This is a genomic window from Micromonospora sp. NPDC005205 (genome assembly GCF_040608275.1).
Taxonomy (GTDB): domain Bacteria; phylum Actinomycetota; class Actinomycetes; order Mycobacteriales; family Micromonosporaceae; genus Micromonospora.
This window is the reverse complement of record NZ_JBEXHV010000026.1, coordinates 1-12,276: the sequence shown is the minus strand read 5'-3', so window position 1 is coordinate 12,276 and position 12,276 is coordinate 1. Positions and strand designations below refer to the sequence as shown.

At 72.9% G+C, this 12,276-nt stretch carries 16 protein-coding genes; 10 read left to right on the top strand and 6 right to left on the bottom strand.

Features of this window, described 5'->3' with window-relative positions:
* Window positions 1-7 precede the first annotated feature (7 nt).
* On the bottom strand, window positions 8-739 hold the full coding sequence (locus ABZU43_RS30395; protein WP_355009831.1) for a HAMP domain-containing sensor histidine kinase: 732 nt from the start codon (window positions 737-739) through the stop codon (window positions 8-10).
* Between the two features lie 98 nt (window positions 740-837).
* On the opposite strand from ABZU43_RS30395, the gene ABZU43_RS30390 reads away from it, so the two are divergent.
* Entirely contained in the window at window positions 838-1,449 is a 612-nt protein-coding gene (locus ABZU43_RS30390) for a response regulator transcription factor (protein WP_355009830.1), read from the top strand.
* Window positions 1,450-1,593: 144 nt separating this feature from the next.
* Window positions 1,594-1,941, top strand: coding sequence for an Lsr2 family protein (locus tag ABZU43_RS30385; protein WP_088989485.1), 348 nt, complete (start codon window positions 1,594-1,596; stop codon window positions 1,939-1,941).
* A 120-nt stretch (window positions 1,942-2,061) separates the two neighbouring features.
* Here the strand turns inward: ABZU43_RS30385 and ABZU43_RS30380 are convergent, their stop codons facing one another.
* Both ABZU43_RS30380 and ABZU43_RS30375 read right to left on the bottom strand, forming a co-directional pair.
* Window positions 2,062-3,351 carry a hypothetical protein gene (locus ABZU43_RS30380; protein ID WP_355009829.1) on the bottom strand — a complete coding sequence of 430 codons (1,290 nt, stop codon included), beginning with the start codon at window positions 3,349-3,351 and terminating at the stop codon, window positions 2,062-2,064.
* 295 nt (window positions 3,352-3,646) lie between these two features.
* A complete protein-coding gene (locus ABZU43_RS30375; protein WP_355009828.1) occupies window positions 3,647-4,522 on the bottom strand; it encodes a hypothetical protein in 876 nt (291 codons plus the stop codon).
* A 164-nt stretch (window positions 4,523-4,686) separates the two neighbouring features.
* On the opposite strand from ABZU43_RS30375, the gene ABZU43_RS30370 reads away from it, so the two are divergent.
* From ABZU43_RS30370 to ABZU43_RS30350, 5 genes are read left to right on the top strand one after another with little or no spacing between them, the layout of a single operon-like run.
* A complete protein-coding gene (locus ABZU43_RS30370) occupies window positions 4,687-4,878 on the top strand; it encodes a hypothetical protein (RefSeq protein WP_355009827.1) in 192 nt (63 codons plus the stop codon).
* Window positions 4,875-5,255, top strand: a complete 381-nt coding sequence (locus ABZU43_RS30365; RefSeq protein ID WP_355009826.1) for an Asp23/Gls24 family envelope stress response protein — start codon at window positions 4,875-4,877, stop codon at window positions 5,253-5,255. The genes ABZU43_RS30370 and ABZU43_RS30365 overlap by 4 nt, the downstream gene beginning before the upstream one ends.
* Window position 5,256: 1 nt before the next feature.
* On the top strand, window positions 5,257-5,778 hold the full coding sequence (locus ABZU43_RS30360) for a DUF6286 domain-containing protein (protein ID WP_355009825.1): 522 nt from the start codon (window positions 5,257-5,259) through the stop codon (window positions 5,776-5,778).
* Complete coding sequence (locus ABZU43_RS30355; RefSeq protein WP_355009824.1) at window positions 5,775-6,335, top strand: hypothetical protein; 561 nt, start codon at window positions 5,775-5,777, stop codon at window positions 6,333-6,335. Before ABZU43_RS30360 ends, ABZU43_RS30355 begins: the two co-directional genes overlap by 4 nt.
* A gap of 55 nt (window positions 6,336-6,390) precedes the next feature.
* Window positions 6,391-7,116, top strand: coding sequence for a helical backbone metal receptor (locus ABZU43_RS30350; protein ID WP_355009823.1), 726 nt, complete (start codon window positions 6,391-6,393; stop codon window positions 7,114-7,116).
* A gap of 80 nt (window positions 7,117-7,196) precedes the next feature.
* On the opposite strand, the gene ABZU43_RS30345 is transcribed toward ABZU43_RS30350, so the two are convergent.
* Together ABZU43_RS30345 and ABZU43_RS30340 are read right to left on the bottom strand one after the other, a co-directional pair.
* Window positions 7,197-8,138 carry a TerC/Alx family metal homeostasis membrane protein gene (locus ABZU43_RS30345; protein ID WP_355009822.1) on the bottom strand — a complete coding sequence of 314 codons (942 nt, stop codon included), beginning with the start codon at window positions 8,136-8,138 and terminating at the stop codon, window positions 7,197-7,199.
* Window positions 8,139-8,309: 171 nt separating this feature from the next.
* A complete protein-coding gene (locus tag ABZU43_RS30340) occupies window positions 8,310-8,999 on the bottom strand; it encodes a CBS domain-containing protein (protein ID WP_355009821.1) in 690 nt (229 codons plus the stop codon).
* Window positions 9,000-9,188: 189 nt separating this feature from the next.
* On the opposite strand from ABZU43_RS30340, the gene ABZU43_RS30335 reads away from it, so the two are divergent.
* Window positions 9,189-9,746 (top strand): hypothetical protein, encoded by a 558-nt coding sequence (locus ABZU43_RS30335; protein WP_355009820.1) that lies wholly within the window; start codon window positions 9,189-9,191, stop codon window positions 9,744-9,746.
* 217 nt (window positions 9,747-9,963) lie between these two features.
* Complete coding sequence (locus ABZU43_RS30330) at window positions 9,964-10,356, top strand: FKBP-type peptidyl-prolyl cis-trans isomerase (RefSeq protein WP_355009819.1); 393 nt, start codon at window positions 9,964-9,966, stop codon at window positions 10,354-10,356.
* 79 nt (window positions 10,357-10,435) lie between these two features.
* Here the strand turns inward: ABZU43_RS30330 and ABZU43_RS30325 are convergent, their stop codons facing one another.
* Window positions 10,436-10,822, bottom strand: a complete 387-nt coding sequence (locus ABZU43_RS30325; protein WP_355009818.1) for an STAS domain-containing protein — start codon at window positions 10,820-10,822, stop codon at window positions 10,436-10,438.
* 183 nt (window positions 10,823-11,005) lie between these two features.
* Between ABZU43_RS30325 and ABZU43_RS30320 the strand changes: the two genes are divergently transcribed.
* Entirely contained in the window at window positions 11,006-12,022 is a 1,017-nt protein-coding gene (locus ABZU43_RS30320) for an SMP-30/gluconolactonase/LRE family protein (protein WP_355009817.1), read from the top strand.
* Window positions 12,023-12,276: the final 254 nt, after the last annotated feature.

The following is a 12,276-nucleotide window of genomic DNA, read 5'->3' as shown; positions in this document are numbered from 1 at the left end:
GGCCGGGTCAGCGCACCGGGCGGGCCATCGGCAGCAGCACCTCCAACGCCACTCCACGCGGCCGTAGCCGGTGCGCCCGCAACGCTCCCCCGTCCGTCGCGACGAGCTGCCGCGCGATCCACAGGCCCAGGCCGGACATCCCGACGGCCGGTGCCGGACGCCGCAGCGCGACCAGCAGCGCGTCGTCGACCCGACCCTCGTCGGTGACCAGGATGCTCAGGCTGGGGCCGCGCACCGTGGCGTAGAGCCCGACCTGCCCGTCCGGCGGCCCGTGCCGCAACGCGTTCTGCACCAGGTTGACCAGTACCTGTCGGGTTCGTCCGGCCGGCACCGGGCAGGAGGCCGCCTCCCGGGTGGCTCGCGCCCGCCGACGGGCGAGCGGCACCAGCGCCGCGGCCTCCCGCAGGATGCCCGCCAGCGCGACGGCCGGCTCCGGCTGCGGAGTCGGCGTCAGCACACCGGTCCCGGCGGTCGCGTCTCGCAGCAGGCTCTGCAGGTGGGCGGCCTGGTCGCGGGCCAGCGCAGTGAGTGCCCGCCGGTCGTCCCCGGTCAGCTCCCGACGCTCGTCGGCCAACGCGCGGGTCAGCGAGGTCAGGGTGCTGATCGGCGTCCGGAACTCGTGGCACAGCACCCGCAGCAGCAGCTCCGAATCGGCCGCCGTCGGTCGTTTCTCGCCCGGTGTCGGCGCAATGGGGCGCAACCCTCGCAGCAGGTCCCGCAAACCGTGCCGTACGCGCATCCACCCGAGTCCTCTCGTTCGGTGCGAACCCGCATGATCGGTACCCGCTGGGGAACGGCGCAGACATGCCGGGAGCCTCCACCTTGCGACTCGTCGTCGTGGACGATCACCCCCTTTTCGTCCGCGGCCTGGAGTTGCTGCTCCCGATCACCACCGACGGCCGCGTCGAGGTGGCCGCCTCGACCGGCGACGCCGCCGCGGCGGCGGCCCTGGTCAGCAGGTGCCGCCCCGACCTGGCCCTGGTCGACCTGCACATGCCACCGCCCGGCGGCATCCGGGCGGTGGCCGCGATCCGGCGGACCACCCCACGGGTACGGGTGGTCGCGATGTCCGGTTCAGCCGACGCCGGGCCAGCGGTGGAGGCCCTGCGGGCAGGTGCCGAGGGGTTCCTGCCCAAGACCAGCGAACCGGAGGAGCTGCTGCCCCCACTGCTGGCGATCCTCGACGGCTGGGCGGTGCTGCCGGCCGAACTGCTGCGGGCCATGCTGCTGGGGCCCACCCGCCCCGCGCCCGTCGACCTGGACGGCGAGGAACGGCGGCTGCTGCGGGCGATCGCCGCCGGCCGCAACACCGTCGACATCGCCGAAGAACTGCACGTCTCCGAACGGACGGTGAAACGGATGACCGCCGCGCTGCTGCGCAAGTTGCGGGTCTCGAACCGGGCCGAGGCGGCTGCCATCGCCGGTCACAGCGGCATCCTCGGGGAATGAAGCCTCGCGACCGAAGCGATTCATGGTTTTGCTCGGTAACGGAATCGCGACGCGCCGAATGAATGGAAGGCATATTGTTGCGGATTACCGGGGTGATAGGTCAGACTTTGGACACATCCCGCCGCACACAGGGAGTAATCGGCAATGGCGAGAAAAGTAATCACGGTCCTGACCGACGACCTCGACGGTGGGAAGGCCGACCGGACGGTTGAGTTCAGTCTCGACGGCGTGGCCTACACGATCGACGTCTCCGACGAGAATGCCGGCGTCCTGCGCAAGGCGCTCGATCCGTACATCAATGCGGGTCGGCGGATCGGGCGCGGCCCGGTGGAGAGCGCCCGTTCGGTCCGGCGGCCGGGGCGACCCGCCGGCGCGGGAATGGATCGGGAGCAGAACCGGGCCATCCGGGAATGGGCCGTCAAGAACGGCTACAAGATTTCCGAGCGCGGCCGGATCCCGGTTGAGGTCGTCGAGGCGTACAAGAGCCGCTGACGCGACTCGACGGGGCCCCGCCGGAAACGGCGGGGCCCCGTCGTTTGTCCGGGCACTCGAAGCGGCGGCCGGCCACCCGGGTCGTCGCCCCGGGTGGCCGGCCGCCGCCGGTACATCAGGTCAGTTGACGTCGATGCGCACCGAGTCGAAGGCGGGGGTCTGGTTGGCCCGCTCCATCATCGGCAGGCGGTGCGAGCCGTCACCGGCCCAGACGGAGCACTGGGCGGTACCGGACTCCGGCAGGCCCGGAATCTGGATCGTCACCTCGTCGGGCTGGGCGCCGCCGCGGCCGTCCTCGGTCGCGACGAAGAACGCGGGCACCTCCTGCGGCTCCGGCGGAGCGGTCAGGCTGTCCAGCATCCGGCACGCGGTGTGGAAGTGACCGCGGACCAGGCCCTGGTCGTTGAGGAGCGAGCTCTCCACGTAGTAACCACCCTGACCGGCGGCCAGGAAGCGGTCCCGGACCAGGTTGCGGGTGCTGACCCGCAGGGTGAAGGGCTGGTTCTGGCCGACCTGGTCGGGGAACTGGGTGATCAGCAGCGACGGGTTGTTGGCCGCCGCGCCGACCTCACCGAATTCGGTGCTCACGCAGCGGTTGCCGTTCTGGAAACCGTCGTGCGGCTGGAGCCGGCTCTCGTCGCAGTCGTTGGCGAGCACGCCGAGCCCGGCGCCGGGCTCGGTGCCACCGCCGTTGTTCCCGCCGCCGTTGTTGCCACCGCCGTTGTTCCCGCCACCGTTGTTGCCACCGCCGGGGGTGGTGGTGGGAGTGGTGCCGCCGCCGTTGTTGCCGCCCGTTCCACCGGTGGGCTGCACCTGGCACTCGGCGAGCTGCGCGAGGCCCTGCGGCCGGGGTCCGGCCCGGTCGATGGCGGTCGTGATCCGGTCCAGCACGGCGCGGCGCTTGCCGGCCAACGGCTGGAGGATCGCGTTGCGGATGAACGCCTCACCCTTGTTGCCCTCGGCGGCGAGCCGCCGGTCCGCCTCGGCGATCTGGGCCTGCAACTGGGCGAGGTTGCGGTCCACCTCGGCCCGAGCCCGGTTCGGGACCTGCGGCAGTTTCGCCGCCACGTCCGGACAGGCGATGGCCGTGCCGGTGCCCACGGTGCCGTCCTTGCCGTCCTCGCACTCGGGGACCGACTGCTGTCCGTCACCCCAGTGATTACGCACCCACCGACCGTTCTGCCAGGTTCGGCTGGTCGAGCCGCCACCGGTCGGCGCGGTCGCGCCAGGGCTCGGCTCCACGCACTGCCCGGAAGCCGGACGCGGCTTATTTGTCCGCCGGTCCTGGGCCGACGAAATCTGAGTCACGGCGACAACTCCGCCGAAGACCGCGAGCGTGCCGACAACTGCCAGCAGACGCTTGCTCCGTGCGTTGCCGGAAGGCCGGCGCGCCCGAGTGGACCTGCGCATCGAATTGCTCTCCTTCTCGATCCGGTAGTGGATTTCTGCCCTCGGCGGACCGACGGATGTGAGGTGGCACGCCGCGGTGGCGACCCACCGTGACCTACCCGGTAATGCGTCGATGGCCGACGATGCCCTTTCCGCACCGTCTCCCGCGCCCGGTGGACGCGGATGGGGAGATCCTGTTCATTCGCGCAGGAGTACGGGGCGGCGGCCGGGAAGGTTCAACAGACGCACAGGAAATTGCCGCGACCCGACACGGAGCCGGTGCGGAGCAGGGATCAGCAGGTGAAACGGGCGCTGGTCAGTCGGCGCAGAGGTGGTCGAAGGCGAACCCGCCGACCAGTTCGTGGCGGCGCTGGCTCAGCGCGGCGATCTGGGCGGTCCACTCGGCGCGCGACAGCAGGTCGGCGACGGCGTTCTCTCGCAGTCGTTCCCCCACGGCGACGGCGGCGAGATCCTCGGCCAGCCGGGCTGCGTCGATGCCGCAGGAGAAACGGTGTTCGGTCACCGAGACCTGCTCGATGAGGCACGCGTCGGGGCGTACCTGCACCCAACTCCACCCCTGTGCCGGCCCGTCCACCCAGCGGACGTGCAGCCCTCGCACGATCGGGTCGGCCACCTGCCCGGCCACGTACGCCTCGACCGCCGCCACACGGGTCAGCGCGCCGAGGTCGTTCACGGGCCCCGTACGCCCGTCCGGCAGCCGGCCCAGGATGTCCCGGAAGCCCACCGGCGCCGGTTCGGTCCCGGCGGCGGTGGCCCCGCCCGCGGCGTAGGCGCGCGCGTCGATCACGTACTCGACCAGGCGGCGGCCATGCTCGACGGCGCTCAAGGTGGGCGACCCGATCCGCAGAGTGGGCAGGCCGGCGGCCGCGCCCACCGCGTCCGTGAGGCGCTCCACGCGCTGCTGCGCCGAGCCGGGAGACGGAACGGGGCCGATCTGTACGGCGACGACCAGATGGCCGGTGTCGGCGGCGTAGACCACGAAGTCGAGGCTGGCGCGGCTCGCCGAGGTCCACTGGCTGCCCGTGACGCCGGGCGGGCGGCCCTGGAGCAGGTCAGTGAGCCGGCGTGCCGCCAGGACCCGATGGCCGGCGCGACTGGGCAGCGCGTCGCGCCCCGCCTCGGCGGGCATCGCCCGCAGCCAACCGCGGTCGTCGCTCCCGATGCTCGTCATCTGCCTGATCCATCCGCCGGTCGGTCGAGCCGGGCCGAGTCTAGGTGGTCGATCATGGACCACCGACTTCTCATGTGACGCGGATCACAGCAGCGTTGACGTTCCAGGGATGGCCGCCGGGTGTATCCAGCGACCGCCGGTACCGGACCGGCCCGGAGGTGAGCATGTCGCGACAGCAGTTCGGCTTCCTCGCCGGGTTCCTCGCCGTGGCGGTCTGGGCGCTCGCCGGCATCGGCGTGACCGCCCTCGCCGTGCTCGCCGGTCTACTCGGCTGGCTGGTCGTCCGGGTGCTCGACGGCGACCTCGCGATGACCGGTCTCGGCGACCGCCGCGCCGACACTCGGCGGCGGCGATGACCACCCGCCCGTCCGCGGGGACGAACCCCAACACCGGACTGGCCGCCGGGACGGCCGGTCCGGAACGCCGCCCTGGCGACACGGCGGACGTCGCACGGATCGCGGTGCAGGCGGCCAGCCTCGTGCCGGGCGTGTCCGTCGTCCGCCCGGCGGCGGTCCGTCTGGATGACCGGTCCGTCGGACTCGACCTGCACCTGATCACCTGGTACGGGCACAGCGTGCCGACGATCGCCGAAACGGTCCGGGCGGTGGTCACCGACCGGGTGACCGCCCAGACCGGGCTCAGCGTGGCGGTGGTGACAGTCACCGTTGACGACCTGCTCGTCCCCGGCGTCGACTCCTCCGGCGTCGGCACCGCCACACCGGAGGACGGCTGAGATGCGCACCGCCAACCGGGTCGCCTCGTTGCTGCTGGCCACCGCGCTGCTTCTCGGTGGCGCGGCGGCGGCCGTCCAGGCGTTGCTGCTCACCCTGCACCGACCGACACCGCTCGACACCAGCGGCTGGCTCGACGCGCTGAGCGGCACCCGGTGGCGCGACCCCACCGTCCGGGCCGTGGCCGGCGGGGCTCTCCTGCTGGGCCTGGCCATTCTCGTCGCCCAACTGCGCCGCTGGACACCGGCCCGCCTGCGCGCCGACGAGCACGACTGCTGGTACCTGCACCGGCGCTGCGTGGAACGGCGGCTCGCTGACGCCGCCAGCGCGGTGCCGGGCGTCCGCCGTGCCCGCGTCCGGGTCCGACGGCGCGGCGGTCAGTGGCGCCCCCGGGTCCGCGCGACCGGCGACCCGGCGGCCCGGGCGGAGATCGAGTTCGCCGTGCACCAGGAGTTGCGTCACCTCACCGCACCCCGCCCCGCCCGGATCGACGTCCGGCTGCTGCCCCGGCGACGGCCGGCGTGACCAACGCCGGGCACCGGCTGCTGTGGACCATCATCGCGCTGCTGCTGGTCGCGGGCGGCGCGGCGGCGCTGACGGCCAGCCTCGGCACGTTGCCCGGCGCCGACCCGGCGGCGGCGCTGCTCAGCGCCGAGCTGGTCGAGCGGTTGCGGAGGGCCGCGCCGTGGAGCGGCCTGGCCGCGGCCGCCGCCGCAGCCCTGCTCGCACTGGCCGGGCAGCGCCTGCTGACCCGTGAGTTGCGGGGCCCGGACGGCACGCTGCGCGGCACCCTGAGCCACCCTGGACGCCGGCCGGGCCGGACCCGGCTGGCCACCGACGTCCTCGCCGACGCGCTGGTACGCGACCTGACCGGCAACCCCGGCGTACGCCGGGCCCGGGTGGTGCTCACCGGCGCGCCACCGCACCCCGACGTGTGGATCCGGGTGGACCTCACCGCCGACGCGCCGACCGCCGGCGTACGCGAGCACGTTCGCGCGGCGGTCCGCCGATTCGCGGCGACGACCGACTGCCAGCCCGCGCACCTCGACGTGACCGCCCGCATCGAGCCCGGCCACCCCTAACCCGACGTCGGCCGAGGGGGCATGATCGGTGTCGGCGGCGAACGGAGGTACGCGGGTGCGGGTGGTGTCGCTGGTGCCGTCCCTGACCGAGGCGGTGGCGCTGACCCTGCCGGGAGCACTGGTCGGGGCCACCGACTGGTGCAGCCACCCGGTCGGGCTCGACGTGGCCCGGGTCGGTGGCAGCAAGTACCCCGATCTGGACCGGGTGCGCGCGCTGCGGCCGGACCTGGTGCTGCTCAACGTCGAGGAGAACCGCCGGGCCGACGCGGAGGCGCTACGGGCGGCCGGCGTGCCGGTACGGGTCACCTATCCACGGACCGTTCCTGGCGCGTTGACGGAGCTGGGCGACCTGCTGACCGAGCTGGGTGCGCCGACGGAGCCGGACTGGCTGCGGGCCGCCCGGCGGGCGTGGGCCACTCCACCCCCGCTGACGGCGACCCGCAGCGCTGTGGTGCCGGTCTGGCGTCGACCGTGGGTGGTGCTCGGCGGCGACACGTTCGCCGGTGACGTGCTGCGCCGCCTCGGCGTGTCGAACGCCTACGAGGAGCACCCCGAGCGCTATCCCCGCCCGACCCTCACCGAGCTACGCGAGCGGGAGCCCGACCTGGTGGTGCTGCCCGACGAGCCGTACCGGTTCACCGCCGACGACGGGCCCGAGGCGTTCCCCGGCGTACCGTGCGCTCTGCTCTCCGGGCGGCACCTCACCTGGTACGGCCCGTCCCTGGCCGAGGCGCCCGCGCTGCTCGCCGACCAGCTGTCCCGGCCGGTGCTGGCCGGCTGACCTCCGCCGCCACCGGGCGGTCGGGGCACTACCCGTCGGCTCAGCCAGCGGCCCGGCGGCTCAGGCGTCGGTTCGGCGGCTCAGGCGTCGGTTCGGCGGCGGGCGGCCAGGGTGCTGGCGCCGATGGAAACCGCCAGGGTCAGCAGCACCACGGCGAGGGTCAACCAGACCGGCAGCTTGCCCACCGGCGTCTCGGCGAGGATCAGCTTCAGCCCGGCGAAGGCCAGTAGCAGCGCCAACCCGTACCGCAGGTAGCCGAAGTGTCGCAGCAGGCCGGCGAGGCAGAAGTAGAGGCTGCGCAGCCCCAGTACGGCGAACGCGGTGGCCGTCCAGACCAGGAAGGTGTTCGTGGTGATGGCAAGGATCGCCGCCACCGAGTCGATGGCGAAGACCACGTCGGTGGCCTCGATGGCGACGAGCGCGACCAGCAGCAACGTCGCCACCCGTCGGCCGGCAACCCGGGCGGTGAACCGGTCGCCGTGGTAGTGGGCGTCGGTGGGCACCAGCCGCCGGAACAGCCGGACCACCACGTTGCGTTCCGGGTTGACGTCCGGCTTTCCGCGTACGGCCAGCCGCCAGCCGGTCCAGATCAGGAACGCGCCCAGCACGAACCCGGCCCAGGCGAGCCGGTCCAGCAACTCGGCACCGGCGAAGATGAACAGCAGCCGGAAGACGAGCGCCCCCACGACACCCCAGAACAGCACCTTGTGCTGGTAGCCCGACGGCACCTGGAAGTAGCCGAAGAGCAGCGCGAAGACGAACACGTTGTCCACCGAGAGCGCCTTCTCCAGCAGGTAGCCGGAGAAGTACGCGATGGCCGGGTCGCCGCCGAGGCCCCACCACACGACCAACCCGAACAGCAGACCCGCGCCGATCCAGACTGCGCTCCACAGCAACGCCTCGCGGAGCTCGATGACGTGGTTGTCCCGGTGCAGGAACACATCCACGGCGAGCAGCACCGCGATCACCGTGCCGACCGCCGCCCAGGCCCACAGCGGGACCGCGACCGTCGCCTCAGCCACCGACGCCCTCCGCATCGACCACCGCGCACCGCCCGTCGACCAGGCCGGCCGGCCCTTTTCGAGCCTAGGTGAACGCCCGACCCGGCATCGGGCGGTCGAACGAAGTCGGGTCGGGCCCATACGATGCAGTGCGGGCGGCGGCTGAGGCTCCGGGCGGTCGGGGAGCCGCCCTCAGGCGACCGGCATCACCTGGCCAGGGTCGGTGACCGTGTCGTCGGCGTCGTAGGCGATCGCGTTTGTCACGCGCACCACGCCACTGACCTGCGCCGCGAGCCGACCGGCGAGGTCGACGGCGGAGCGGCGGTCCAGCCGACCGGCAAGCGTCACGTCACCGTGGCGGACCTCGACCGTGACCAGTCCGTCCCGCACGGCGAGCACCCGGCGAAGCACCTCCTGCACCACGTCCTCACGAATCTCGGCGTCCGACCGCAGGTGCACCCGCAGCAGGTCGGCACGACCGACGATGCCGATCAACCGGCCGAGGTCGTCCACCACGGGCAGCCGCTTGATCTGCTCTCGGTCCATCACGCGGGCTGCGGCGGACAGCGGCGCATCCGGATCGGTGGTGACCGCCGGCGCGGTCATCAGGTCGCCGGCCAGCAGGGCCGCACCCTTGCTCCGCGCGCCACGCCGACGGCGGCTCTCGAAGACCCGTCGCAGCGCCGGCTCACCGGCGCGTTCGACCCGGTGCAGCAGATCGGCCTCGGACACCACCCCCAGCACTCGGCGGAAATCGTCGATCACCGGCACCGCGCTGACCCCGCGGCGCAACAGCACATCGACGATCTCCCGGTACGGGGTCTCGGCCACCACGGTCTCGACCTCCCGGGTCATCACGTCCCCCACCTGCCAGGTCCTCATCACGGCCTCCCTCTCGTGGTCCATCTCGGACGCTACGACCGAGCGCCGATGGTCGTCAGGGCCGCCGGACCGGACCGGAGGGGGTCGAACGTCCCGAGCAGGTGCGGTCTGTCGGCCCTGCCGCCGGGAACGCCGTGGGCGTCCACTGGAGATGCCACCGGGAAGCGCGGTGCGAAGCTGAGAAGGGACGTGGAGACCATGGTCGCGACGACCGAGCGGGTCACCGCCGAGAACACCGTTGCGAAGGCCGGCACCGCTCACGAGCGGGCCGTCCGGTACATCCTGGCCGGCACCCGGCTGGCACTGGGCTGGATCTTCCTCTGGGCCTTCATCGACAAGGTGTTCGGTTTCGGGATGGCCACCGAGTCGAAGAACGCCTGGATCAACGGGGGCAGCCCCACCAAGGGATTCCTGACCTTCGGCGTGACCGGCCCGTTCAAGGATCTCTACACCGGGATCGCCGGTGCCGCCTGGGCGGACTGGCTCTTCATGATCGGCCTGGCCGGGATCGGTGTCGCGCTGCTGCTCGGCATCGGCATGCGGGTCGCCGCCGTGGCCGGTGGGCTGCTGCTCGTCATGATGTGGACCGCCGTCCTGCCTCCGGAGAACAACCCCTTCATGGATGACCACCTGATCTACGCGGCGGTGCTGGCGGTCCTGGCGCTGGTCAACGCCGGCGACACCTGGGGCCTGGGCCGGGTGTGGGCGACGCTGCCGATCGTCCAGCGGACACCCTGGCTGCGGTGAACTCCGCACACCCCCCTCAGCGGGCGTCACCAGCATCGGTGACGCCCGCCACGGCGTCGTTCCACCGGCCGTGCCCGCAGCGCCAGCGGGACGACGGTGCTCGACCGACGGACGGGGCTGCGGAGCAGGTTGCGGGTCCGCCGCACATCGGTGAGGGGTGATCCGGCAGGATCGACGGTGACCGGACACATCACCCAACACGGCAGGAGATCCCCGCATGACCCAGGCAGCAGGTGCCCAGTCGGGCAAGCCCGAGGTTGGTCCGATCGAGGGTGCACCGCCGGCCGACCTCGTGATCGAGGACATCGCCGTTGGCGACGGCCCGCAGGCCGAGCCGGGCCAACTGGTCAGCGTGCACTACGTGGGCGTGTCGCACTCCACGGGCGGCGAGTTCGACTCGTCCTGGAACCGGGGCGAGGCGTTCGACTTTCCGCTCGGCGGCGGTCAGGTCATCGCCGGCTGGGACCAGGGCGTCGCCGGCATGCGCGTCGGCGGTCGCCGCCGCCTGACCATTCCGCCGCACCTGGGGTACGGCGACCGGGGTGCCGGCGGCGTCATCAAGCCGGGCGAGACGCTGGTCTTCGTCGTCGACCTGCTCGGCGTGAGCTGACCGACTGTCGGGGTCGCCGGCAAGCGCCGGCGGCCCCGTGCCCGGCTGAGACAGTGACGGCCGACCTCGTCGATCGGGATCAGGCGGCCAGTTGCAGGTCCGTGGTGGCGATCACCGGGCGACGCGCGGCCTCGATCGGCGAGGTCAGCTCCAGAATCGGCATCACGCGGTGCAGCCCGCTGACGCGCAGCACCCGCGCCACCACCGGGCTCGGGTCGACCAGGACCAGCTCGCCACCGCAGGCCCGCACGCGCAGATGCGCCGCGAGCAGCGTGCGAACGCCGGTGGCGGAGAGCAGCCGCAGCCCGGACAGGTCCAGTTGAAGGACCGGGCGGGGCGGCGCGGACCACAGCGCGGACCGGAACGCGGCCACGGTGGCGATGTCGATCTCGCCGGCCACCCGCACGAGGACCATCCGGTCACCCACGCTGACCTGCACGTCCAGCCGGTCGCTGTGCTCTTCCATGCCCAGAAATCTAGCCCCCACCACCGACACTTTCGCCCCTCGGCGGAGTGATTCCGGGTACGCCCAGGGGCATACCCCGAGGTACCCCACCTCCTCCTCGGGGTGGAGTCAGGGGCCTCTCGCGGCGCGCCGCGCGGGCTCGGAACCCGGGGGCCGGCCGGCATCCGGGTGGAGAATAGGTCGATGCTGATCCCCCGGCCCCGGCCGCCCCGGCTGATCCGCCCCGTCCGCGAGCCGGCGACCAGCCCTCCGGCGCTGGCCGGGGCATGGGCCCCCATCGACCGCCGGCTGGACGAGGCCGAGTTACTCCCCCTCCCCGCGGGCGCCGTCGGCCCCGAGGACGTGCTGGTCGACGGCGCCGGGCGGGTGATCAGTGGCGACGAGGACGGTCGGCTCTGGTGGTGGCCGGTCGACGCGCGGGCCGGCACCACACCCCACCTGCTGGCCGAGACCGGGGGCCGTCCGCTCGGCATCGAGCTGGACCCGTCCGGTGAGGCCCTGGTGGTCTGCGACGCGTACCGCGGGTTGCTGCGGGTCACCCCGGACGGCGGGGTACGCGAACTGACCGGAACGGCACCCCCGGTGCACCTGGCCAACAACGCGACGGTGAGCCGTGACGGCACCATCTACTTCACCGACAGCTCCGACCGGTTTCCGGTCTCGCACTGGAAGCGGGACCTGCTGGAGCACCGTCCCAACGGGCGGGTGCTGGCCCACCATCCGGGCACCGGCCGCACCGAGGTGGTGACCGATGGGCTGTACTTTCCCAACGGGATCGCGCTGACCCCGGACGAGTCGGCGCTGATGCTGGTGGAGACCAGCACCCACCGTCTGCTGCGGGTCGAGCTCGGCGGCGGTGTGCGGGTCCTCGCCGACCTGCCCGCGTACCCGGACAATCTCGCCTCGGTGGGTGATGGGACGTACTGGATCGCGCTGCCCAGCCCTCGGGTGCCGATCGCCGAACGGCTGCTGCCCCATCCGCGCCTGCGCCAGATCGCCGCCCTGCTGCCCGACGCGATGCAGCCGCAGCCACGCCGCTACGGGCTGGTCGCGCTGGTCGACGACGCGGGAACCGTCCGCCGGACGCTGCACGGCCCGAACGGGCACTACTCGATGATCACCGGAGTACGCCAACACGGCGACCACCTCTGGCTGGGCAGCCTGACCGGTCCCGGAGTGGCCCGCGTACCCCTGACCTGACCTGACCCCACCCTGCCCTGCACCACACCACCGCGCCGATCTTGCGTTTCCTGTCGCCGGGATGCGTGAAATGTCCCCTGTGTCGGCGCATTAAGCGCAAGATCGGCGCGGTGGGTGTCCCGTCGCCCGGCTACGGGCGAGGGGGCGGGGCCGCGCCGGGGGGGCCGGCCCGGGGGGCCCCCCCCGCCGCCCCGCCGCCCACGCAGCCCCCCAGGTAGCGGGCTGGCCAAACCCCCCGGGTCACCCCGTTGCCG

Bases quoted from the DNA above. Each gene is read 5' to 3' on its own strand.
- ABZU43_RS30395 (WP_355009831.1), bottom strand. From the start codon at position 739: ATGCGCGTACGGCACGGTTTGCGGGACCTGCTGCGAGGGTTGCGCCCC.
- ABZU43_RS30385 (WP_088989485.1), top strand. From the start codon at position 1,594: ATGGCGAGAAAAGTAATCACGGTCCTGACCGACGACCTCGACGGTGGG.
- ABZU43_RS30380 (WP_355009829.1), bottom strand. From the start codon at position 3,351: ATGCGCAGGTCCACTCGGGCGCGCCGGCCTTCCGGCAACGCACGGAGC.
- ABZU43_RS30375 (WP_355009828.1), bottom strand. From the start codon at position 4,522: ATGACGAGCATCGGGAGCGACGACCGCGGTTGGCTGCGGGCGATGCCC.
- ABZU43_RS30370 (WP_355009827.1), top strand. From the start codon at position 4,687: ATGTCGCGACAGCAGTTCGGCTTCCTCGCCGGGTTCCTCGCCGTGGCG.
- ABZU43_RS30365 (WP_355009826.1), top strand. From the start codon at position 4,875: ATGACCACCCGCCCGTCCGCGGGGACGAACCCCAACACCGGACTGGCC.
- ABZU43_RS30360 (WP_355009825.1), top strand. From the start codon at position 5,257: ATGCGCACCGCCAACCGGGTCGCCTCGTTGCTGCTGGCCACCGCGCTG.
- ABZU43_RS30340 (WP_355009821.1), bottom strand. From the start codon at position 8,999: ATGAGGACCTGGCAGGTGGGGGACGTGATGACCCGGGAGGTCGAGACC.
- ABZU43_RS30330 (WP_355009819.1), top strand. From the start codon at position 9,964: ATGACCCAGGCAGCAGGTGCCCAGTCGGGCAAGCCCGAGGTTGGTCCG.
- ABZU43_RS30325 (WP_355009818.1), bottom strand. From the start codon at position 10,822: ATGGAAGAGCACAGCGACCGGCTGGACGTGCAGGTCAGCGTGGGTGAC.
- ABZU43_RS30320 (WP_355009817.1), top strand. From the start codon at position 11,006: ATGCTGATCCCCCGGCCCCGGCCGCCCCGGCTGATCCGCCCCGTCCGC.